This is a genomic window from Flavobacterium nitrogenifigens, from assembly GCF_003254565.1.
GTDB classification, from domain to species: Bacteria; Bacteroidota; Bacteroidia; order Flavobacteriales; family Flavobacteriaceae; genus Flavobacterium; species Flavobacterium nitrogenifigens.
The window spans coordinates 186,808-211,554 of sequence record NZ_QJRI01000173.1; the positions used below are offsets into that span (position 1 = coordinate 186,808).

The 24,747-nt window shown below is 32.4% G+C and carries 21 protein-coding genes; 12 read left to right on the forward strand and 9 right to left on the reverse strand.

Translation table 11 applies throughout. From position 1 onward, the window contains the following. Nucleotide 1 precedes the first annotated feature (1 nt). The 7 genes from DM397_RS10995 (at nt 2) to DM397_RS11025 (ending at nt 7,354) form a co-directional block, all read left to right on the forward strand. Nucleotides 2-2,764, forward strand: a complete 2,763-nt coding sequence (locus DM397_RS10995; RefSeq protein ID WP_111377576.1) for an OmpA family protein — start codon at nt 2-4, stop codon at nt 2,762-2,764. Between the two features lie 7 nt (nt 2,765-2,771). Continuing rightward, nucleotides 2,772-3,431, forward strand: coding sequence for a hypothetical protein (locus DM397_RS11000; protein ID WP_142479086.1), 660 nt, complete (start codon nt 2,772-2,774; stop codon nt 3,429-3,431). A 7-nt stretch (nt 3,432-3,438) separates the two neighbouring features. After that, entirely contained in the window at nt 3,439-4,044 is a 606-nt protein-coding gene (locus tag DM397_RS11005; protein WP_111377578.1) for a hypothetical protein, read from the forward strand. After that, entirely contained in the window at nt 4,041-4,643 is a 603-nt protein-coding gene (locus DM397_RS11010; protein ID WP_111377579.1) for a hypothetical protein, read from the forward strand. Before DM397_RS11005 ends, DM397_RS11010 begins: the two co-directional genes overlap by 4 nt. Then, nucleotides 4,640-5,248, forward strand: coding sequence for a hypothetical protein (locus DM397_RS11015; protein WP_142479085.1), 609 nt, complete (start codon nt 4,640-4,642; stop codon nt 5,246-5,248). Before DM397_RS11010 ends, DM397_RS11015 begins: the two co-directional genes overlap by 4 nt. Before the next feature lie 12 nt (nt 5,249-5,260). Further along, entirely contained in the window at nt 5,261-6,034 is a 774-nt protein-coding gene (locus tag DM397_RS11020; protein WP_142479084.1) for a hypothetical protein, read from the forward strand. Nucleotides 6,035-6,394: 360 nt separating this feature from the next. Next, nucleotides 6,395-7,354, forward strand: a complete 960-nt coding sequence (locus DM397_RS11025) for a helix-turn-helix transcriptional regulator (RefSeq protein ID WP_111377582.1) — start codon at nt 6,395-6,397, stop codon at nt 7,352-7,354. A 38-nt stretch (nt 7,355-7,392) separates the two neighbouring features. Here DM397_RS11025 and DM397_RS11030 read toward each other — a convergent pair whose 3' ends face one another. Further along, nucleotides 7,393-7,890, reverse strand: coding sequence for a DinB family protein (locus DM397_RS11030; protein WP_111377583.1), 498 nt, complete (start codon nt 7,888-7,890; stop codon nt 7,393-7,395). Between the two features lie 46 nt (nt 7,891-7,936). Continuing rightward, nucleotides 7,937-8,416 carry a DinB family protein gene (locus DM397_RS11035; RefSeq protein ID WP_111377584.1) on the reverse strand — a complete coding sequence of 160 codons (480 nt, stop codon included), beginning with the start codon at nt 8,414-8,416 and terminating at the stop codon, nt 7,937-7,939. A 289-nt stretch (nt 8,417-8,705) separates the two neighbouring features. On the opposite strand from DM397_RS11035, the gene thiL reads away from it, so the two are divergent. Beyond that, nucleotides 8,706-9,752, forward strand: coding sequence for a thiamine-phosphate kinase (gene thiL, locus DM397_RS11040; RefSeq protein ID WP_111377585.1), 1,047 nt, complete (start codon nt 8,706-8,708; stop codon nt 9,750-9,752). A gap of 103 nt (nt 9,753-9,855) precedes the next feature. Here thiL and DM397_RS11045 read toward each other — a convergent pair whose 3' ends face one another. The 5 genes from DM397_RS11045 to DM397_RS11065 all read right to left on the reverse strand — a co-directional run bounded on the left by DM397_RS11045 (nt 9,856) and on the right by DM397_RS11065 (nt 15,751). Next, on the reverse strand, nt 9,856-10,554 hold the full coding sequence (locus DM397_RS11045; protein WP_111377586.1) for a response regulator: 699 nt from the start codon (nt 10,552-10,554) through the stop codon (nt 9,856-9,858). Continuing rightward, complete coding sequence (locus tag DM397_RS11050; RefSeq protein WP_167511657.1) at nt 10,544-12,595, reverse strand: tetratricopeptide repeat-containing sensor histidine kinase; 2,052 nt, start codon at nt 12,593-12,595, stop codon at nt 10,544-10,546. The genes DM397_RS11045 and DM397_RS11050 overlap by 11 nt, the downstream gene beginning before the upstream one ends. Before the next feature lie 102 nt (nt 12,596-12,697). After that, entirely contained in the window at nt 12,698-12,946 is a 249-nt protein-coding gene (locus DM397_RS11055) for a hypothetical protein (RefSeq protein WP_111377587.1), read from the reverse strand. 175 nt (nt 12,947-13,121) lie between these two features. Beyond that, on the reverse strand, nt 13,122-13,940 hold the full coding sequence (locus tag DM397_RS11060) for a LytR/AlgR family response regulator transcription factor (protein WP_111377588.1): 819 nt from the start codon (nt 13,938-13,940) through the stop codon (nt 13,122-13,124). Between the two features lie 269 nt (nt 13,941-14,209). Continuing rightward, the gene (locus tag DM397_RS11065; RefSeq protein WP_111377589.1) at nt 14,210-15,751 is read right to left on the reverse strand and encodes a glycine--tRNA ligase; all 1,542 of its coding nucleotides are present in this window, start codon (nt 15,749-15,751) and stop codon (nt 14,210-14,212) included. Nucleotides 15,752-15,849: 98 nt separating this feature from the next. Here DM397_RS11065 and DM397_RS11070 point away from each other — a divergent pair, with 98 nt between their 5' ends. Continuing rightward, entirely contained in the window at nt 15,850-16,530 is a 681-nt protein-coding gene (locus tag DM397_RS11070) for a ComF family protein (RefSeq protein ID WP_239457841.1), read from the forward strand. Nucleotides 16,531-16,547: 17 nt separating this feature from the next. On the opposite strand, the gene DM397_RS11075 is transcribed toward DM397_RS11070, so the two are convergent. Continuing rightward, entirely contained in the window at nt 16,548-19,217 is a 2,670-nt protein-coding gene (locus DM397_RS11075) for a zinc-dependent metalloprotease (protein WP_111377591.1), read from the reverse strand. A 191-nt stretch (nt 19,218-19,408) separates the two neighbouring features. Between DM397_RS11075 and DM397_RS11080 the strand changes: the two genes are divergently transcribed. From DM397_RS11080 to DM397_RS11090, 3 genes are all read left to right on the forward strand, one after another. Beyond that, complete coding sequence (locus DM397_RS11080; protein ID WP_111377592.1) at nt 19,409-20,356, forward strand: bifunctional riboflavin kinase/FAD synthetase; 948 nt, start codon at nt 19,409-19,411, stop codon at nt 20,354-20,356. A 98-nt stretch (nt 20,357-20,454) separates the two neighbouring features. Further along, nucleotides 20,455-20,892, forward strand: coding sequence for a hypothetical protein (locus DM397_RS11085; protein WP_111365494.1), 438 nt, complete (start codon nt 20,455-20,457; stop codon nt 20,890-20,892). A gap of 110 nt (nt 20,893-21,002) precedes the next feature. Further along, complete coding sequence (locus tag DM397_RS11090) at nt 21,003-21,869, forward strand: cupin-like domain-containing protein (protein WP_111377593.1); 867 nt, start codon at nt 21,003-21,005, stop codon at nt 21,867-21,869. Nucleotides 21,870-21,923: 54 nt separating this feature from the next. Here DM397_RS11090 and DM397_RS11095 read toward each other — a convergent pair. After that, nucleotides 21,924-24,747 (reverse strand): T9SS sorting signal type C domain-containing protein (locus DM397_RS11095; RefSeq protein WP_162615481.1); only part of this gene is annotated, 2,824 nt, incomplete at its 5' end.

The following is a 24,747-nucleotide window of genomic DNA, read 5'->3' on the forward strand; positions in this document are numbered from 1 at the left end:
AATGGCAAAAGGTGTTAAAAAAATAAAATGGACAGGGAGAGGCAGAGTGATAAGCAATATGTCTATTCCTAATAAAAAAATAACAATTACAGCAGATCAAGTTGTTACATTCGAGGTTGACCAATGGTATAAAGACACAACAGAAGATGAGAAAAAAAAGAATTTAACTTGGATATATCAAGACCGAAAAAAGCTAACCATAATTTATCAAAGAACTTTGGTCGCAAGTACTCCTTTTCAAGTAACTATACCTCCTCATTTATGTGGGCCATTTCAATATTATCTTGAAGCAAGTCTTGGTGGAAAAAGAGATTTTCATGATGAAACGGGCTTATATATTAGTGGCTATTCACCTCCAAAGATAGTAAGCAACAAATGGTGCAAAATCTACAATGGCGAGGATGTTAGCAAAAAACATACTTTCTCCTATGGAGAAACGATATATCTAAATTTAAAAACAGAAGGCCTTAACGGACATAAAAACATGCAAATCGAAATTTTTAGACATTTCATGATTTTTAAAGATCCGCTTATGCGCAAAATTTTTAGCGTAGAAGTCATTGATGGCGAAATAAATCTAGAAATTAAAAACACATTTGCCTGGTACTCCTCTATTAAAGATCTTCAAGAAACAGAAGAATTTTATATAAAAATTTACGATCCAGTTACCAAGACCTATATTACTGGCGAAAAAGGCATAATCGATCATGCCAAGTATCTAAAAATTAAGAAAAAAGTTGTTTCTCAAGAAATAAAACCTCCAACAAATATATCTCCAATAAAAAAAGGTGAGCCTGATAAAAATGAAGAGCGATATGAGCTTTGTAAGTTTGAAACTATCTCTATAACAGAACCTACAAAAACACCTGTAGAATTATTTAATAATGGTAAAAATTTAAGCAAAGTAACAAATCCAAAAACGCCTATTTCAAAAACCATTCTATTTGAATTTGAAAAACATGAAATAACCGCAGAAGCCAAAACACAGCTCAACAATGTTTTACAATACTTATTGCAATCACATTTTTCAACAATAAAAATTGACTGTCATGCTTGTGTAATTGGCAAGGAACAATACAATCAAAAATTATCACAACAGCGCAGTGATGCTGTAAAAAAACTATTTGTTGATGGAGGTCTGGACGCCCGACGTATTATTTCAATAGGCCGTGGCGAAGTAAACCCAACCGATGACAAAAAGGGACGAGATAATATAAAATACAAAAATGAAAAAGAATACATCGAGAATCGTCGTGTAGATATTGCATTTGACTCTCTTGGTCACGACGCTCAAACTATAATTTATGAAACTATTGCGCCAAGCCATAGCCAAAACATTACTATTGACGTTACAGAATATCAAAACAAGGCCTGTTTTACAGGTAAACACAAAAAAAACATTAGAGTAAATTCAACAGAGTATCCTAAAGCAAAGGATCAGGTGGGTAATAAATTAGATTTTCCGGTAAAGTCAGATTTGTCATGGATGAATCCTGCTCCATTACAATATATATGGCCAAGATATAACATAACGCATGTTTTAAATGTTGAAAAAAGTATGGATTCAGCAAACAACTATTTTATTGATGTTCATTCTTGCAGATATTTTTCCAATGATGCTAATCATACTATTCAGATAAAAGCCTACCCAGATATAAAATGGACATTTGAGTTTTTCTTAAACCTTACTAATGATTTAAGTGTTAAATGGCAGAATAAAAATGAATTTGATGTAAAGGAGTTGCAAAAAAAATCTGGCAAAATAGGTGCTGAAAGAAGATGGAAGCAAAAAGATGCTTCAATTGGTTTTAGCTTAAAAGCCAAATGGGATAACGAAAAACAAAGTAAGGAATTAAAAGCTGAGTACGAGACAAAATTCAAAAAAGCTTACGATATATTTGCCTCAATAGGCGCATTAGCCGATGGTATTACAAATAAAACTAAAGGAACCTTCAGCGACACTGTATCTAAGAGTATTCCTGCAAGTTTTGTTGTAAAACCGCCTAATCTATCTTTTACTGGAGATTGGTTTTTAGCCCATCCAAAAGATAACAAAACTATAATTGGAACAGATGTAACTATTGGTTTACATGCCAAACCTCTTATTGGACTGGAAGTAACAATTGATTTGTTAGGAGCTATTGTTTTTGCAGGTGGCGAAATATTTGGTTTAGGCCCAGGAGTATTAAAATTATACAATGCAATTCAAGGACAATTAAAAAATGGAATAAAGGCTGGCAATGAACAAAATGGCTTAAGCGCAAGTGTTGATATTTATATGGATTTAATTATTACCAATACTATAACAATAAATACCGATATCAATTTTAATACGGCAGGAAAAACAAAAGATGCAAAATTACAATTAGAAACTGAAGCTAAACTAAAAGTAGAGCTAAAGGTTGGTATTAAAATAAAGGGAGAAGCAGCCATTGTTATCATTAAAGTTAAAGCTTATTTTGAAGCCTCAGCAAGTGCTGAAGCTTCTATAACGTTTGCACATACTTTTAACTATGATGAAAAAGGACTGTACTACAGACCAAAGCTTGGATTTGATGGTATGGATGCAAAATATGTAGTTAGAATAAGTGTAAGTCTCGCGATGAAAATTGTGAAAGATAAAAAATCAGTAGAAGAAACTCGTGAAGACGATTATAAAATTGCAGAGGGAACTATAAAAGATGTTATTCCTCCGTTTGATGTCATAAAAGAATTAGAAGAATTATTTAATATGAGTGCCAATATTCCATTAATTAAAAATTAAAATAACTATGAAAAATTTTATCTTATTATTTACAACCATTATAATCATGACATCATGTAATTCTCAAACGGATCTAGAAACGTTAAAATTTGACTCTGACATTTCATCAATAGTTACTGATACAACAATATTTGAAAAAGATGAAAACATCAGATATAGTTTTGTTGGTTATGTAACTACAAATATTGATAATTTTAAATATGGAGATGTAAATCTCTCAAAATTAGAAATTAAAGATAATGTAAAAAGTAGTTTAATTAAATACACTAGCAATTTATCTATTTATGTTAATAATTTTAAAAACAATAAATTATCTGGTTTAATCATTAAAATTGAAAATGAAAATGAGGGTAAAAATTTATTATCCTATATGAAAACTAAATTAGGAAAACCTCTGTTACAAAACATTTATAATAAAGACAATCATATTCAATCTAAATACTTGTGGGATGACAAAAAAAAAAATCAGTTAGTCTATATAACACAAAATACTGAATATTACAATAATGATAAAAATAGCTTCATTTCAACAGAAGTAACTATTTTAAAAAGAGGATTGAAATTAACTCCTGATAAAGGCAACAATCCAGAAAGCATAAAAAAAATATTAGACGAAAACCCAAATGCATTTGATGTTTTAGAAATGTTAAAAAGTCGTTTTTATTAATTGAATAATGAAAAAACTATTATTACTCATTATCTGTTCAATAAATGTATCATGCAATTCTCAAACAGATTTAGATGCGATAAAATTTGATGACAATGTTATAAACATTATAAAAGATATAAAGGATGTTGAAAAAACTAGAGAAACAAATTTTGGTCTTTTGTCTTACGAAACAAATGAATTACAAAATTTTAAATTTGGAAATACATCAATTTCAAAATACAAAGTCCCTGAAAGTTATGAGTATGGCAACAATAGATTAGATATTCATGTCGATCAATATAATTCAAATAAATACATAGGTATAACTTTGGAAATCACCAATCTTGAAGAGTCTAACAAAATATTGGAGTATTTAGAGCAAAAATACGGAAAACCTGAAAAGCGATATCAAGCTGGTGATAATAATGGTAAAGCATATTTGTGGGATATAAAACCTCTGAAAAAAGTTATTTTGGTAACTCAAGTTACAGAATATACAAGAAAAGATAAATCATATTTATCTACTCGCATTGTAGTTGCAAAAAAAGGCATAAGATTAGAAAACTCAGATGATTCTAAATTCCCTACTATTACAGATCAAATTCAATATCTCCATCCAAAATTAAAATGAAAAAATTAATACTATTATTTACCACTGGTTTAATGATCACATCCTGCAATTCTCAAACTGACTTAGAAACCTTAAAATATGACGATGATATTTCTAACATAGTTCTAAACTTAAAAAAAAGTGAGAAAAGATTAGATGATAATAATGGATTAAAATCATATCAAACGGAAAATTTAAAAATCTTCAAATTTGGAGACATTGCCCTTTCAAATTATAGTATTCCTAATGGCTATTCCTATGGAACAAATAATCTATACATTAATGTAGATAATTATGATTCAAATAAATATTTAGGTATCACCTTAAATATTTCCAAAGAAGAAGATGGTAAAAAAATATTATCATACTTAAAAAAAAATTATGACAATCCAGAAAATAGAGATACTGGAGGAAATGGAATATCTCTTTTTTGGAATGATATAAAACATAATCAATGGATTTTTGTGTTTCAAAACAAAGAAAATACTAGAAAAAGTAATATTTATTTAGCTACTCGAATAACAATTATCAAGCAAGGAATTAGAATAGAAAATTCATCTGACCCTAAAGTTTTTACAATTCTAGATAATTTTAATATGTCTTATCCAAAATTAAAATGAAAATAATAATATTGTTATTTACAATTAGCTTGATGGTAACTTCATGCGATTCTCAAACAGATTTAGAAACATTAGAATTTGATAAATCAATTCCCGAAAATATTAAAAAGATTAAAGAAATTGAAAAAGACGATAATGGAGCATATGGACTAAAGTCGTATAGAAGCACTCAATTGGATTACTTTAGGTTTGGCGAGGTTTTTTTCTCTAAATACGCTGTCCCTAATGGATATGATGACGCATACAGTGATATTTATATACATGTAGACAATTTTGAAAAAAACAATTATTTAGGTTTTACTGTATATGTAACAAATGATAAAGAAGGAGAAGATTTACTTAATTATCTAAAAAAGAGGTTTGGTAAACCTGAAGAAAGAACTACAGGTCTGGAAAATGGCAGTGCTTTAGTCTGGGAACTAAAAGAATCCAAACAGTGGGTTTTATTGGAACAAAATACTGAAAATACAAGAGATCATAAAAAATATTTAAACACTGAGTTTACGATTGTAAAACAAGGGACTCGAATGCTAAATTCAAATAATCCAGAATGGCTTACTGTTTTGGAAAATTTTAAAGCAAGGAGTACTCCAAAAGATAAATAATTTCTATAAAAAATGAGTCAAATATATTACGAATTAGATTGTAGTGCTTTTATGTGTTATTTTGAAGTACGCATAAATGATGTTTGTGTTTTTTCTTTAAATGTAGATGGACAAGCAACAATGGATATCCCAATAAATAATGGGATTCTAGAAAAAGGTGAACAAGATATAGAAATTAGAGTATCTCCTCTTTCAGGAGGAACAAAACTTCATAAAGAATCTTATGTTAGATATAAAGTTATAGAATATGATGTAAGTTCTGGCGATTTTAAATTTATACAGCAATTTGAAAATTTTCAGACAGCTCCTGTTCAGGAAAACATTCCTTTTATAATTCATAAAAGTGTTTTTATGTCAAATGTATCTTATAAACTCGATGCATGGCAGAATGGAGTAAACTTAAAAGATGTCAAGTTCGATTTAAAAAAAGCTTTACTATCAGAATGCAATTTAATTATTGATGCATTAAACAATAAAAACTATGATTTCCTTAGAGATAAATTAGCCAATAAAGAAAAAAACATTGCCATTGCCATGTATTTAAAACCATCTGAATCTAAGAGTAGAATATCACAAATAATAGATGAAATTGAAGATGGATTTAGAGCGATGCCAATTGATAATAATGTTTATATAGAATATTCTGCTTATAACAAATTGGCCACTTTAAAAAGATTAAATAGGATGTCAGCTTTGTATTTAGAAAATTCCAAAACTAATGAAGAAATTGTTTTAGATATAAGCTTTTGTGGCTTACCTGGCAAAAAAGAATTTAAAATTTTCTAAGCAAGTATAGTAAAAGCGCCAATTGCCGCACCCAAAATAATCGATAACCTGTTTGTGAAAACAATAGTATCATTCGTTTTTTTCTCAAAAAAATATAATATCGGTATCCTAAAAAAATGCCAAATATTCTAGAACTAAATGGATATTAATTTCATAACCAAAAATAACTGGCTCAAAAGGAAACTTCATTCGATACTTTAAAATTTAATACTATAATTCTGTAAAGATGCAAAAAAATGTTTAATTTCATTCGGCTTATAAAGTAAAAAGCTATTTCAATTTGGAACAGCTTTTTTATTTCTACAAAGATTAAACCTTTGTAACTTTGAACCTCTAACCTTTGAACCAAAAAAAGAAAAAATGCTCGACGAAACCCCAAAACGATTTGACCGAATTGTAGCTATTCTTATCCAATTGCAATCTAAAAAAATTGTAAAAGCACAAGAATTGGCCGATCGTTTTGAATGTAGTTTAAGGACAATTTATAGAGACATCAGAACTCTGGAAGCGTCTGGAGTTCCTATTTATAGTGAAGCTGGAGTTGGTTATGCTTTAATGGATGGCTATCGTCTTCCGCCAGTTATGTTTACTCGCGAAGAAGTCAGCAGTTTTATTGCTGCCGAAAAATTAATGCAGAAGTTTACGGATCCTTCTTTGGGAACGCATTATGCGTCAGCAATGTATAAACTGAAAGCGGTTTTGAGAAGCAACGACAAAGATTATCTTTCGAACATCGAATCTAGAATTGTCATGCAAGATGCAGAACCGATGTTCAATGATAATTCGCCAAATACTTTGGCAGTACTTTTTGAAGGTATTGCAGAAAAAAAACAAATTCTTTTGACCTATAAAACTTTTGAAAAAGACGAAACCACTGAACGTAATCTTGAACCTGTTGGAGTTTTTCACGACAATAATAATTGGTATTTTCTGGGTTATTGCCATCTTCGAAAAGATTACCGACAGTTTAGAACCGACAGAATTCAGGGAATAAAAAAAACAGACGTTGATTTTACAATCGAACATGATGCCCTGGAAACCTATTTAACTAAAACAGATGCTCATCCAACAACAAAAGTTCGTCTTTTAGTTGACCGAAAAATAGCGAGATATTTAGCATCCGAAAGAAAATATCATGGTTTTATTTCGCAAAAAGAGGTTGGCGAAAAAATCGAAATGACTTTTATGTCTAGAGATATTAATAACGCTTTTCCGAGATGGTTTTTGATGTTTGGAGATTATGCAGAAATTCTAGAACCCGAAATATTAAAAACAAATGTCTTAGAATTGTTAGAAATTAACAGAAAAAGACTTTTATAAAAAAACTCCTGAGAGCAATATCTCAGGAGTTTTTTCATTTATTTCTGTTTTATCACATTATAAAAATTGTAATCTGTGTTGGAAGCATCTGTAATTCCGATATTTCTTCCCATGGTTACAATCTGTCCTCTATGGTAAGTGCCATGATTGATAACCTGAATTAAATATTCAGAAATTGGCAGTTCGCATTCAAACCACGGATTTGTAATTTTAACTTCTTTCATCAAATCTTCTTCGGATAATGAATTGATAAGGTGTTTCAATCTTGTAGATGAATTGAGCAATCCTTCAAATATTTCTTCTTTTGACAATTCGCTTTCTGGCTTCTTTACTGTCATTTCATTTTCAGAAATTACAGAAAACCAATATTCTTCTGTAGACCAAATGTGGTCTAACGTTTTCATAATAGTTGAAAAACTCGATTGAACTTCTGCATAAAGCAATTCATCAGCTTTTGGCGAAAGCCAGTTTACAAATTGTTGGTTTACCCATAAATTGTAATCTGCAAAATTGGACATTATCTTTTTTAAACTCATTTTCTTAGTTTTAGATTGTGATATTAAGATAGTAAAAAATTATGAATTATCTCTCCCAGAAAAATGGTGGTTCGATATTTAATGCTCTCAGATAAACATAAGCTTGTCCGCGGTGGTGCACTTCATTATCGATAAAGTATAAGATATTCTGAATTACAGGAAATTCATATTGTCCAAAAAGGTTAAAAGTCTCGCTAAAATCCTCAACCGATAATTCTTGCCAATATTTATCAATTTCTACTGTAGCCTCATCCCATTTTTCAAGATACTGTGCTTTAAAAATTAGTTTTTCTGTTCCTTCTGAGAATGGTGCAGTTTCTTTCGTTACAATTCCTTTTAGACCTGGAACTGCAATAGCCAAAAGCTCATCTACTAATTTTGAAAAAGTTCTCATTCCGCCAATTGAAAATTCGAAGAAATCTTTCTCTGGGAAAATCTCAATTAAACGACGTGTAAGTGCTCTGTGCCCTTGCCAGTGTTTCAATAAATCTTCTGAAGTAATAACTTGTGCTTCTAATGTTTTCATGGTTTTAAAGTTTAAATATTTTTAATGCTTCAAAAGTAAAATGGGCTGGTGACAACAGTTTGTCAGCAGCAAAAAAAATATTTTAAAAAATATTATTTAGCACATTTTATACGCACAAAAGTGCATTTAACACATCGGAAATCTACACCCAATTTATACATAAGAGAGACGCACTGCAGTGCGTCTCTACAGAATAAAAAAACTTAGAACCTTAGCATCTCAGAATCTTAGCATCTTTAAAAAAATCCTTTGTACCTTTGCACCTTAATAACTTTGGAACTTAACAGAAATGATTGAAGATAAAAATCAGCAGAGAACTAGTATAGCTCAATTAGGCGAATTCGGTTTAATTGATCATTTAACCAAAAACTTTGACGTTACTCAGGAATCTACTTTAAAAAGTATTGGCGATGATGCTGCCGTTCTTGATTTTAAAGACAAAAAAGTAGTCGTTTCAACCGATTTATTAATTGAAGGAGTTCATTTTGATTTGGCTTACATGCCACTGAAACATTTAGGATACAAAGCCGTTGTAGTAAACGTTTCTGACATTTGTGCAATGAATGCAAAGCCGACTCAGATTACAGTTTCGGTTGCCGTTTCGAATCGTTTTCCTTTGGAAGCTTTAGAAGAATTGTTTGCAGGAATTACACATGCCGCAAAAGAATATAAAGTGGATGTTATTGGCGGAGACACAACCTCATCTCAAAAAGGATTAATTATAAGTATAACTGCCATTGGAGAAGCTGATGAAAATGAATTGGTTTACAGAAACGGAGCTCAAAAAACTGATTTATTGGTTGTAACTGGTGATCTTGGAGCTGCTTACATGGGATTGCAGGTTCTGGAACGCGAAAAACAAGTTTTCCAAGTTAACCCAAACAACCAGCCCGATTTAGATCCTTATACTTATTTGGTAGAGCGTCAATTGAAACCTGAAGCACGAAAAGATGTGCGCACCCTACTTCATGCTTTAGACATAAAACCAACAGCAATGATCGATATTTCAGACGGATTATCTTCTGAGATTATTCATATCTGTAAACAATCAAAAGTGGGCTGTAATTTGTATGAAGATAAATTGCCATTAGATCCGCAGTTTATTTCTACTTGCGAGGAATTTAATATTGACAGCACAACGGTTGCTATAAACGGTGGTGAGGATTACGAACTTTTATTTACGATTGATATTAATGATTTCGACAAAATAAAAGGAAATCCAAATTTCTCTGTTATCGGGCATATGACAGAAGAAAATGAAGGAATCCATCTTGTAACCCGCGCCAACACAAAAATTGCTTTAAAAGCCCGCGGATGGGATGCCCTTAGCGAATAAATTTTAGAAAATTCCAATAATAAAAAATTCCAAATTCCAATAATGACGTGAGCATTGGAGTTTGGAATTTTTTATTTGACTTTTTTTATTGGAATTTTTCTCTCTAAAAAAGCCCTTTGCTTTTTGCTTCTTTTACTAAATCGTGATCAGAGCCCGTTTTTATTTTTAGCAATTCCATTAAATGCTTTTTTCGCTTCACGATGGCATTTAAAGAAATTGGAATATTTTGCAGCACTTCATGAATTGGAGTTCCTTTATCCAAATGAACTAATATCTGTTTATCGTATTGATCAATCTCAATCGCATTATGCGTCGATTGATTAAGCATTTTCACAACCGACTGGCTGTAGTACTTTTCGTTTTTCATTACTTTATCAAAAGCCAAAAGCAATTCGTCAAAAGTAAGATCATTTTTAATGATTAATCCATTGGGCTGAATTGTTCTGATAATGGTTTTGATTTTCAGCAATTCAGTATACATCGTCAAAAGAATAATCTTGCAAGAAGGCATTTTTTTCAAAAGCAATTTTGCCAGATCTTCACCAGAAAAAATCTCTTTTTCCTCATAAGGAGGCATACTGATATCAAAAAAAGCAATATCAAAATCTAGCGTGCTATTATTTTCTATTATATCATAACCTGATCTACAATCATGTGCCTGAGAAATAATAAACTCATATTGCTTTGGATTATAGCGAGTTATAGCGTTTTTATATCCTTCAATAATAAATGGATGGTCATCTACTATTAAAATATTCTTTTTAACCAATTGTGGAACTGAAGCTGTTAAATCAAATGTCATTATGCAGGTTATTATTTGGCTCTATTGGGACTCTTATGGTGAGAATTGTTCCTTCTCCTTTGGCAGATTTTATGGTAACTGTTCCCTTACACTCTCTTGCTCGATATTCTATATTAATAAGACCAATTCCGTTTTTAGTCTTATTGGTATTAAATCCAATTCCGTCATCTTCAATGATTAAAACTAGATTACCATTTTCATTTTTAAACTCCACTTTAATAATATCTGCCTCTGCATATTTATTACAATTCTGAAGTCCTTCCTGAACAATTCTGTACAGATTGATTTTTACAATGTTACTTATCAAATCCCATTTAATTTCAGGATCAAAAACAGTAATCAATTTTGAACTATATGTATTAATCTGATCTTCAAATAGTTTGCTCAAAATCGAAACAAAATTATTAATTAATTCCGATTTTTCCCGATTTAAGTCATGCGAAATTTCTCGAATATCCTGTTCAACATTTTTCAATTCGTCAAGATATTTTTTTCTTTTAGAAATAGCTTCAGATTCGTCCAACTTATCTAAGCTGTCCAAACTTATTCTAATACCGAACATACGTCCTAAAACACCATCGTGCAATTCTTGCGCTACCCTTTTCTTTTCTTTTATTCGCGTAAGCTCAATTTCGTTCTGTTGCGAAATCATCAAATTGTAAATATCTTCATTTGCAATCTGCTGCTGCTGTTTAAAAAGAAGCTCACGATTTCTGGCTTGCTGTGTTTTGTAAACATAAAAAAACAACCCGAGCAATGTACAAATACTAAAAACATAAACCAAGGTTTTATTCTTTTCCTGAAGGTTAGAATTTTGATCTTTAATTTCGTTGGTTTCGTATTCGATGCGAGAGAATTTTTCTCCCATATTTCGCTCTGCTTTGAGCATTTTATCATTCAATTGAATATATTCTTTTGAATACTTGGAGGCATTTTCAGGATCTACCACAGCGATTTGCTTTAAAGCGAGTAAAGTATTTGCTAATTTATCTGAAGAGCGGGAAAGAAGTAAAGCTTGTTTCGAAAACTGTATAGCCCTTAATGTATCTCTTTTAAACGCATAATACTCAGACAAATGAATTTGATTGGATACTTTAGCCATTTTCAATCCTAGACTATCTCTAATTTTAAGAGATCTATAAAACTGAACTGGAAGTCCGTCTAATCGTTTTGATTTCAATTTTGAATAAGCTAGATTATCAAGCAGCATGGCGTATAAAATAGTTTTTTCTTCGAATAGGTTTTTTTCTTGAAGTCCCCTTTCAAAATAAACAATGGCTTGTTTATAATTTTTCATGCGCATGTAAACAAACCCGATATTGTTTAAAGAAGTCGCTTTTAGCTGAAGATCAGCTGGAATTGATTTATCATTTAAAGTATTTAAAGCCTTATTCTGATATTCCAGTGCCTTTTCATATTCTCCCCTTTCATTATATAAAATACCCAACAGATTATAACATTCATAAAGCTGGTCATTTACATTTTTCTGGTTTTTCAATATGCTTAAAGCTTTGAAAACAGATATTTCGCTTTCGAAAAAATCGGATTCGTTATATTGCAGACTTGCTTTGCTCAATAAGGTTTTTGCCAAATTATATTGATCGTTAATTTGCAAATAAATCTTCTGCGCTAAAAAATAATTTCTAAAAGCACTGTCAGAAATCACTCTTGAACTATAATAATCCCCTAGATAGATATAAGCTTTTGCAATGCTTGTCGAATCTTTGCTGCTTATGGACCTATCTAAAACTAGTTGTGAAATTTCATGATATGATTTAAAATCATTCATATTATAATACCTATTGGCAATCTTAAACAAATTAAACCTGCTAATAGAGTCATTTTTTTGTTTAACTACTATAGAAAATGCCTTCTGAGCATATTGTTGTTTAAGGGCATAATTGATCTGAATATCGTTTGCCAATGACAAATAAATAGGAAGACTATCCTGCACTGAAGTTAGTTCCTTTGATTTTTTCTTTTGGCTACAACCTGAAAAAATCAACAATAAAAACAATAATATTGGGTAATATCTTTTCAATGCAAGTTTTGAATTTTACCAAAAATACTAAAACTATAAACATAAAAAAAGGCCACCAAAAAAATTGGCAGCCCAAAGACTTTTATAAATATTTTCTTTAAATTAATCTATTTTCTTAGAATCACCAAAAGATTGGTTGATATTAGCAAAAGATAGTTCGTTATTTTTAACTACAATCTTATTACTTGCGATACGTGGATTATCTTGTTTTCTTCCTCCACCAGTAGAACCATCCACAGGAGGAATTATGCTTACTTTTTCATTTGAAAGAGTTGTCGAAGCTGGTGATGCAAAAGAAGTTGCAACTATTACTAATGAGAATAATCCGAATGTTAAAGCTGTTTTTTTCATGACCTGAGGGTTTTAATGTTGTTTTAATTTTTGGAGATGATTCACTGTTTACTTGCGAATCAGAGTGTAAAACTAACACCAGGTTGAAAAAAAATTTATACAAAAAATTGAGTTTATAGTCAATCATACCCAATTGATAGTCAATGGACGGCAAATTAGTGTAAATATCTAATTTTTAGACTTCTAGATAATTTCCTGCTGCAAAATCGGCAATAATCTGCTCTACATTTGCTCTATAAGTTTTAGAAAATGGAATTTTTTTGGCGGAGTTTTTTATGTAACAGATTGAGTTTCCGCTATGAATCCTCGAAATGTAATTTCTATTAATTACATAACTGTTATGAATACGAATAAACGGATACGTCAAAACGCTTTCAAAATGCTTTAACGTTTTAAACGCCGTAATCATTTCACCAGTATTTAAATAAATATCGGTTGAGTTATTATCGGCTTGAAAATAGCAAATATCCTCAGCATTCAGATATCGGTAATCACCATATGACTTTATACAAATGGTTAATGGTTTTTGGATATTTTGAGGAATCGTGACGTTATTTATATTATCAATTACAATAGAAGTCTGTTCTTCTATTGAACCAACTATTTTAGCCTCGAAATTTGCTTTTTTAAGCTTTAAAACAGCTTTCAGTAGATCAATATTCGCAACAGGCTTTAAAAGATAGTCAAATACGCCATATTGAATAGCATCGAAAGCTTTCTCTTTTGTATTGGTAGTAATTATAATTTTGGGAATTTCCTGAAAGAACCGGTGCAATTCGCTTATAAAAGTCAAAGACAAATGACTTGACACATTTTCGGGTTCTATTTCTAGAAAAACCAAATCCGGTTTATGTTCTAAAACCAATTCTAAACCTTCCTGAAAATTTGATGCCGATGCCTTAAAAGATAATTCTGAAAAACCTGAAGCCGTTGTTTTGGTTTTCAAAATACTCTCAGCAACATCATCAATTATTATATACGAATACTTTTTCAATTTCAGGTTTTATTGGTTTCTCACGGCGCAATCATAATCAAAAAAATACTTTTAATTGCTATGTGAAGAAAAAAAATTGGTCTTTGCAGTAATTACAGATTTAAAATTACGGATTTAAACATCTTAAACATTTCATTGTTAATACATTACAATAAAATGTTGATACATAAGGATGAAATGCAAAAAAAACCGATAAAATGCTTGTTTCAAAAATTAAAAATCCCAAACTCCTTTACGGAATTTGGGATCTATAGTATAACTTGTAAAGATTACATTTTCATTAACCAGTTTTTCATCGAAACTTCGTTTTCGATAATACCTCTTAATTCAGCAATTTTTACACGATCTTGTTTCATTGTATCTCTATGACGAATTGTTACCGTTTCGTCTTCAAGCGTCTGATGATCTACTGTAATACAGAAAGGCGTTCCAAGAGCATCTTGCCTTCTGTAACGACGTCCTACAGCATCTTTTTCATCATAAGCCACATTGAAATCCCATTTCAAATCTTCAATGATTTTTCTTGAAACTTCTGGCAGACCATCTTTTTTAACTAATGGCAATACTGCCGCTTTAGTTGGTGCTAAAACTGCTGGCAATTTTAAAACTGTTCTTGTAGAACCGTCTTCAAGAGTTTCTTCTTTTAATGAAGTAGCAAAAACCGCCAAGAACATACGATCTAAACCTACAGAAGTTTCTACTACGTAAGGAACATAGTTTTCGTTTAATTCAGGATCAAAATATTGTAATTTTCTTCCAGAATATTCTTCGTGCGCTTTTAAATCGAAATCGGTACGAGAGTGAATTCCTTCCAATTCTTTAAATCCGAATGGGAAGTTAAATTCGATATCAGCTGCTGCGTTTGCGTAGTGTGCTAATTTCTCATGATCGTGAAAACGGTAATTCTCTTTTCCTAATCCTAAAGATAAATGCCATTTTAAACGCGTTTCTTTCCAGTATTCGTATGATTTCATTTCTTCTCCTGGACGCACAAAAAATTGCATTTCCATTTGTTCGAACTCACGCATACGGAAAATAAATTGTCTTGCTACAATTTCATTTCTGAACGCTTTACCTGTTTGAGCAATTCCAAAAGGAACTTTCATACGGCCAGATTTCTGAACGTTTAAAAAGTTCACAAAAATACCTTGAGCTGTTTCTGGACGTAAATATAAATCCATAGCATTTTCTGCAGATGCACCTAATTTTGTTCCGAACATTAAGTTAAATTGTTTTACCTCTGTCCAGTTTTTAGAACCCGTTTCAGGATCAGCAATTTCAAGTTCTTCGATCAATGCTTTCACATCGGCCAAATCTCCTGCTCCCAAAGAACGTCCTAAACGCTCTCTGATTTCTTTTTCTTTAGCCAAATATTCAATTACACGAGCGTTTGTAGTAACAAACTCTTGTTCGTTGAATGCATCGCCAAAACGAGCTTTTGCTTTGTCAATTTCTTTTTGTGCTTTTTGGTGAATTTTTTCAGCATGATCTTCAACCAAAACATCAGCTCTATATCTTTTTTTAGAATCTTTATTATCAATTAATGGATCATTGAAAGCATCAACGTGACCAGAAGCTTTCCAAGTTGTTGGATGCATCAATATTGCAGCATCAAGGCCGACAATATTCTCATTCATCTGAACCATTGATTTCCACCAATATTCACGGATATTCTTTTTTAATTCGACACCGTTTTGTGCGTAATCGTATACAGCACTTAAACCATCGTAAACTTCGCTTGACGGAAAAATAAATCCGTACTCTTTTGCGTGCGAAACCACATTCTTAAATATATCTTCTTGTTTTGCCATAGTGATGCAAAAATATAAAAACTAGCTTTATAAAAAAGAAAAATTATAAAGATTGAAGGTTTGATTTTGTTACTTTTGTAAATAAAATCTCTCTTTTTGTGATTAATTATCTAATAAATCTATTTTTCCCTAAAGTTTGCAGTGGATGCCACTCGCTTTTGCTTCAGAATGAAACGGTTTTTTGCACCGGATGCCGACACGAAATGCCTCTAACCCAATATCATTTAAATCCTAAAAATGAAGCTGCCAAAAAGTTTTATGGCAAGATCGACATTCAATTTGCGTCTGCATTTTTGTATTTTAATAAAAAAGGAATGGTTCAAGAATTAATTCATAATTTAAAATACAAAGGTCATCAGGAAATCGGAACTGTCTTAGGAAATTGGTATGCTGAAGATTTAAAAGAACTTCAATTCGAAATTCCTTTTGATGCTGTCATTCCCGTTCCGCTCCATAAAAGAAAATTTAAGGAGCGTGGCTATAATCAGGCCACCACTTTTGGAAAAGCAATTGCATCGGGTTTTGAAATTCCTTTTACAGAAAATATCTTGATCCGAAAATTATATACCAAAACACAATCCAAGAAAAACCTTTTGGGAAGATCTGAAAATATTGAAAACATTTTTGATGTCAAATTCAGCGAATCTGATTACAATAAACATTTCTTAATTGTTGACGACGTGCTTACGACAGGCGCAACACTCGAAGCATGCTCAAAAGCTCTACAGAAAATACCTGGTGTTAAGATTAGTATACTCTGTATGGCTATGGCACATTAATCTTTGAAATTCAGAAATTAATTCACCAATATTTTTTTCACTTCTTTTCTGTTACCATCAGTAACTGTTACAAAATAAAGACCTGAAGGCACATCTGGCAATTGAATATCTTGAATAAAATATCCTGAACCTTGAAAAGTTCTATCGTAAACATATTTTCCATTAATATCATTAACGTAAACTTTAATTTCGCTTACTGAATCTCTATCAAATTGCACTGTAAAAGTTCCTTTGTTTGGATTTGGAAATGCCATAAACTTAACATTCTCAAAATCTTGATTTCCTAATGTATAGGTTTTAGTGCAAATATTTACTGAAGCAGAATTTATTGTCCCTAAAGCGCCTACTCTATCATCAAAAACTCTAAAAGTCCAATTTCCTTGCGGATTTTCACCATTAAAAGCACTTAGAGCAGTTGAAGGAATAACAATCTGGCTAGTAGTCGTATTACAGTTTAATGCGGTTCCGCTATCGTCAAATTGTAAAGCAAAAGTTGCATTTGTACTTCCACAGTTTTTATTAAACAAAGTCACCACTGTTCCGCTCGGACTTATGATTTGCATAGTCAAATCTGAAAATCTCGCATGTGTTACATTTACCGAAACATTTACATCTGAAATCAATCCAGATGAAGAAGGTACAGAAACAGTTTTGTTTACATTTACATTAACATCTGTCGAATATCCGCCACCAAAATTATACGACGCGCAAGATGTAGAAACCGTATATCCTATAGCAAATGTTTTTTTATTTATAGCATAATAAATATTATTGACTGGTTCTATCAAAAGCCTACAGTTTGTAGCGGCATCAATTTCTGGAACCAATATGGTTTCAGAACCATCATTTGGAGTATTGCTTACTAAAACAATTGGATAGGTTAATCCGCCATCTACAGATAATTTTATATTTACGTTTGATGATCCAGGCAGTGTATTTGTATTATTTACACTCCATGTAATCGTTTGTGCAGATCCTTTTGCCCAACCCAGATTTTCGTCTGTTTGGGAAGTTACTGCAAATGGTCCGGCTGCGTCACTTACAGTAACAATCATTGCATCTGTATTGGTTTGTGCCTTTCCTAAAGCGGCGTTGTCTCTTCCTGTCAGAGTAAAATTCATTGTTTTTGCAATAGAAGAAACAGATTCCCAACTTGTCGTCAATTGATTATTTAATACCGAACTTAAAGCAGGCATATAACGAACTGGTGAAGTTGTTGGCGAAAAAGATCTAAACATTGGCCCATCTGGTTTTGTAGGATACGTTAAACTATTACTTGCAAAAGTTGTTATAGCACTATCAAATTGCTCCCAAGTATAGGTTATAGAATTTCCTTCAGGATCAGAACCTGTTCCTGTCAAAATAAATGGTGTACTAATTGGAATAGTATAGTCTGAACCTGCCTTTATAACAGGTGGATTATTATCAGCTATAGGTGTAGACACAGGACAAGTTTTTCCTGCTAGATTATTTTGTATCTGACTAATGCTTGCATAAGAAAAATAATCGTCTGAATGATTCTGAACATCATAATCTGTTACTCCAGCATACCCCATAATGGTTGAACCACTTCCTGGTTCGTAGCATGTTCCCATTCCTTCATTTGCATATGAAAAAGTATGTGATCCCCCAAGCTGGTGTCCCATTTCATGAGCTACAAAATCAATATCAAAATTATCACCTTGCGGTTTTGCGTCTGCTGGAGATGTAAATGCACTTCCCTTTCCTAGAGGTTCACTAGAAGTAGGGCTCACACATACACAACCAATACAACTTGCGTTCCCTCCTCCGCCCGAGGCTCCAAACAAATGACCAATATCATAATTGGCCTCGCCGATAACATTGGTTAATGTTGTCTGTACTTCTTTTGGCCAAGCAGGATTGTTATTATCAGCACCTACTGATGCAATAGAATAAGGGTCTGTAGATGCATCTGTATAAATAACAGCGTCATTATTTGCAACTAAAATTAATTGTACAGCAAGATCTCTATTAAAAATACCATTTACTCGAGTTAAAGTAGCATTCATTCCCGCCAAGGCTCCTGCTACTGTTCCGCCAAAATAAGCTGTGTATTCGCCTGTACAGGATAGTGCCAATCGAAGTGTTTTGAACTCTTTGGCATTTGAAGCTGCTTTAGCAGTAACAGAAGATGTGTTCTTAGAAATCGAATTGGGAGTTTTGCAATCCAAAATCATTTTTGATGCTGCGTTATCTGTCGATTTAAACAAAACGTATTCCGATTTATTGTCTGGGTTTTGTTCAATATATTCTGTTGGTCTTGCTGTCCTAAAAACCATCGTTTGCATACCAATTGGAGCAACGCTAAAATGTATTTTAGCACCTTTATCATCTATTCCTCGACCTTCATAAGATCTAATTTCTGGATATTTTGCCTGTAATTCTGGATCAAAATTAGATGATTCCCAAACCGAAAAACGTTCTAAAATCCCATCCGTATTAGGAATTGTAATTTCTGAAACAGTATTTTTTGCAGTTTTATTTGATGCCGAAACTAACTTTGAGCTGAGTAGACTTGTATTTAATTTATAGTATAATTTATTAGAACTTACACCATCCGTTTTTCGCGAAAACGATGAAGAAGTTACTCTCTGCCATAAAACATCCTGTGCATTCATCGCTGCAAAACAGAAAATTAAAAATATACAAAGTAGTTGTTTTTTCATACTCTTAAAATATAGATAATCAAAATTACTTCAATTAATTTGAAATTATAGTATCAACGCGACAATTTGTTTTTTAATCTGCAAGTCGTCTTATTTTTACAAAAAGACACTCATGGGTTAAAATTCGATTTATCATAGTATTAAATTTAAAAGAGAATAGTATAAATTTGCAGCATCTTAAATAATTTGTTTTGAAGCTCTTTCATTCTATAAACGATTTTCAGTCAACCAAGAAAACAATTTTAACTCTTGGCACCTTTGATGGCGTGCATATTGGTCATAAAAAAATTCTCGAACGAATTACTCAGAATACTGAAAATGGAAAATATGAAAGCTTGGTTCTAACCTTTTTTCCACACCCAAGAATGGTTCTTCAGGAAAAATCTGAAATAAGATTACTCAACACCATTGAGGAAAAAATAAAACTTTTGGAAGCAACCGGTATAGAAAACCTTGTTGTTCATCCTTTTAACGAAAGTTTTTCAAGATTAACTGCAGAGGAATTTGTTCGTACGATTTTAGTAGAGAAATTCCAGATTCAAAAAATTATTATTGGACATGATCATCGTTTTGGCCGCAATAGAACTGCAAATATTGACGACCTAATTGCTTTTGGAATCGAATACGGATTTGAAGTGGAACAGATTTCTGCTGAAGAAATTCAAGATGTTTCGGTTAGTTCAACCAAAATCAGAAAAGCCTTAAATGAAGGCAACATGGCCTTGGCAAACGAATATTTAGGCTACAGCTATTTCTTAAACGGAACAGTAGTAAAAGGAAAACAGTTGGGACGAACTATTGGTTTTCCTACAGCAAATATTTATATCGAAGAAGATTATAAACTTATACCAAAAATTGGCGTTTATGTTGCAAAAGCCATAGTAAATGGAGAAACTCTTTATGGTATGATGAATATTGGTTTTAATCCTACTGTTAATGGAGAAAAACAAACTATTGAAATTCATTTATTTAATTTTGACAAAGACATCTACGATCAAAATATTGAAGTTTCTTTATTGCATTATATTCGTGAAGAACAAAAATTTGGTTCATTAGATGCCTTAAAAGCACAGCTTCATCAAGATCAAACCGATTCTTTAGCTTTTGTAAATTCTTTAATAAAAAACCAGACTGCATAGTTTTTACAGTTTTTAAACCATCGTAGTTATTTTTTTAGTAAATTTGATAGAACACTGTTTTTCAAATATTTACTATTAACTTCTAAAAAATAACCACTATGAAATTACCTAAAGAAATTACCAATGGGTTTTTGATTTTCCTCGGAATTGGCATTTATTTTTTATTAATGAATGTACTAGGTTTAGCAGATTTGTTTTATTTGAGAACACTCAACGTTTTCTTTATATTCTACGGTGTTAACAGGACCATGCAGATGAATCTTCATGAAGGGGAAACCAATTTTTTATCTAATGCCATTTCTGCAATGACAACTTCTGTAGTTGGTGTATGTATGAGTGTATTTGGCTTATTAGTTTATAGTTACGCCCGAGGCGGAGATGCCTACGTAAGAACTTTGTCCGAAACATTTATGTTCGGAGGAAATCCATCAGTGCCAACTTATTGTATCTGTCTATTATTTGAAGGAATCGCTTCTTCTGTAATAGTTACTTTAATGATGATGCTGTATTGGAATAATAAATATGCAGCGGATTGATTTTTGAAATCGATTCGATCAAAAAATTAGTTAATAGAGTTCAAAAATTTCAACAAAAATATTTAAATTGCTTATAGCTCCGACTATAAGCAATTTTTTTATTTAATAGAATGAAATTAAAACAAATAGAGAGGGTTAAAAAAATCTCTAAAGCAGATTTTGTTTCCCAATATGTAAAAAAACAAATTCCTGTTGTTATTGAAGAATTGACCGAAGACTGGCCAGCTTATAACAAATGGAAATTATCTTATATAAAAGAAATCGCAGGAAATTCAATCGTTCCTTTATATGATGACAGACCTGTAAATCATGAAGATGGCTTTAATGAGGCGCATACCACAATGAAGATGAGCGACTATATTGACTTGTTGCTAGAAAAACCTACAAACTACCGTATTTTTCTTTACAATTTAATAAAAGAGGTTCCGTCATTAAAAAACGACTTCTTATGGCCCGATATTGGCTTAAAATTAGTGAAGCAAATGCCAATGTTATTTTTTGGAGGAGAAAATTCGAGAGTTTTCATGCACTACGATATTGACTATTCCAACATTCTTCATTTCCATTTTCATGGCGAAAAACAATGCATGATTTTTGCTCCAAACCAGTCTAAATTTATGTACAAAGTGCCTCATGCTTTGATTTCGAGAGAAGACATTGATTTTGATAATCCAGATTATGAAAAATTTCCAGCACTTAAAAATATCGAAGGTTATATCACAAATCTAAAACATGGCGAAATGCTCTATATGCCAGAAGGCTATTGGCACTATATGAAATACTTAACACCTGGCTTTTCGATGAGTCTTCGCTCCTTTCCAAAAAACATTGTCAATTTGTCTAAAGCAGCCTACAATGTATTTATTATGCGCCATTTTGATATTATGATGCGAAAAATTCAAGGTCAAAAATGGATTGATTATAAGAACGAAAAGGCACTAAAAGATACGAATCAAAATTTGCAGCGTACTCTTTAGTTTTAAATAAAAAAAGCGATTGAGCTTTATGAAACTCAACCGCTTTTTTTAATTTTATTGGAACACTATTTTTCTTGCGACAATCTTTCCGCTATCTAAAGTCATTTTTACAAACAAAACTTGAGGTCCCGATTGAAAGTTTGTTATAAGCCATTCTTTGTTTCCAATTTGTTTTTTCAGGTATAATAATGTACCCCCTGTATCATAAATAGCCACTTCTTCTAGATTTTCCTGTTCAGAAATATATTGTAACTTGATGTTTTTATTTTTAACAGAAACAAGGATTTTCTGATATTGATTTTCAAAACCCTCATTACCAAGAGTTCCTTCATCTTTATTTGTATAACGCAATACAAAACGATTAAGAAAAGTTCCTGTCGCTGATCTAAAGGTATATCCCCCTGTTCTAAGATTATGAATCGTTTTTGTTACGTTGTCTTGAAGATAAATATCCTGCGTGCTTAAACTTCCATCAGCATGATCTATAGCAATTGTAAAATTACCTTCCGCGATAGTAGACTTATATCCTAAAGGAATTGTATCAGAAGTAACGAAAGGTACAGCTCTTCCCTGAATAACCAATTTTTTTCCTTCATTAATACTATAGAAATCAGCATACGGATTGGCTCCCATAGTTATCGCGTCGTAATTATTATCCCAAGAATTCGTGGCTCCTGTTACATATCCAATAAGCAACTGTTTAAACAACCCTTCTGTATTTGTTAAATTCAGCCAGACACGGTGTTTTTCTATCACAGTACTAGCTGAAGATTTATAAAACTGACTGTTATGACTTGGTACTCTCATCGAGTTTGTATATATAACATTCTGTCCTGTTATGGATTTAGCGAAAAAACCTTGTCCTGCGGCAATGTATCCTGCCGGCTCACTTTGATTTCCTGGAGTTGAGGCGCCTGTTCCTTCCATTGCTCCTACCTCAGTGAGTCCTGATAAGTTATAATAGGCATAATCATTACCAGTGTATCTGTAAACATTTGTGCCAGGAACTAGGGTAGGGAGGCTATTATGCGTCCAAAAATACAACGTTCCATATATACGATCTGCATTGTCGTGAATAAACTGATCTGCATAAATTGCTGAAGGATATGGATTTCCTAAAAAAACAAATTTTTCTGCAATAGATGCAGGACCTAAAATCGTTCCGTTATTTGGCACACCAACAAATTCCCCTCCATAGATTTGAGGAGCATTTAAATCATATGGCTGAGGCGCACGGATACTATATCCAGTACCTTTTACCATTTCTTCAGTTCCATTATAAATTATACTCCAGCCTGAAGGATTCCATTTATAAAATTTGTCATAGAGCGTATTAGGTGATAAATCATGCAATGTGAATACCGGATCACGAGTTACAGGCGAAGACCAATAGGTAACATCATAACGTCTTACTGGTGTTGTATTTCTTTTATAAATAATATTTCCTGTATTAGGAACATCAGCAATTTGAACCAAACTTGAATTGTTTTCAAAAATAAGACTGCCACTTCCTAATACGTTTACTTCATTGGTTACTGTAATTGTATTTGTACTTTGTACAATCAGAGAACCATTATCCTGAACTGTTAATCTACTGACAAAAATGCTTGCATCGGTTCCAGAAATAATCGGATCAACCCCTACATCTGTAATATCAATACAGTCAGTAGCAATAGGAACGCCCGTCGGTGTCCAATTTGCAGGATTTTCCCAATTGGCATCAACGCTACCATTCCACACTTTAGTAACAAAAGCATTTATCGGAATTGATGTCGGGTCTGATTTACAACCTGTTGCATTATTCTCCACTTGCACATCATAAACCCCAGAAGACAACCCTGTAAATATTCCCGAAGTATTACTAAAATCTACCCCATCAATACTATAAGAATATCCCGTTCCTGATGCTGGTGAAGTCACCGTAATAACACCTGTATTATTTACACAAGTAGGCAATTGAGTTACAGATGCTGTTGGTGCAGCTACAATTGGATTTACAGTTAAAGAAACATTCTGAGTGGCTTGGCAACCGCCCGAAGTTGTAATCGTCATTATACCATTGTAAGTTCCTGAGGTAGTATTTGGTGGAACATTTACATTGATAATATCTCCTGATCCCGCACTAAAAGGAAATGGTGTGGTTCCTTGATCTGTCAAAGCAACCCAATCAATGGCATAATTAATTGGAGACCCAGTTGTCGAATTATAGCTTAAAGTAGTAGTCTGTGCTGTCGAACTTTGACAAACCGGACTAAAAACTCCCGCCGTGCTTATAGTTGGAAGACTATTGATTGTTAATGAAATTGCTTGTGTTGTCTGACAGCCGTTTGATGTAAAAATTGTCATTACTCCGCTATATGTTCCGGCAGCTGCATTGGCAGGAATATTAATATTATTGATAATTCCTCCTGTAGAATTAAAAGAAAAAATGGTAGTCCCCTGATCATTTAAAGCAGCCCAGTCGATTGAATAACTTATTGGCGAACCACTTGTTGAAGAATATAACAGAGAAGCTGTTTGTGCTAATGCATTTTGACAAACTGGAGTTAAATTTCCTGATGTAGTAATTGTTGAAGCTTCATTAATTGTTACTGTAAAATTGGTCGGTGCCGAAATGCACCCATTTACATTTTTTACGGTTAGAGCTCCTGTATATGTGCCCGCAGCCGTTCCTGCAGGAACTGCAATGCTTATAGAGCCGGCAGTTAAAGCGGCATCGGTAACCGCTAAAAAATTATTGGTCGGACTTGAATTCCACACAATGCTGTATGAAGTTGGTGAATTTGTTGCCGCACTATAACTTAAGCTGGCTGTTTGGGCTGAGGCATTAAAACAGACTGCATTTGCAGTTCCAAGCGTGATTGACGGCAAAGGATTC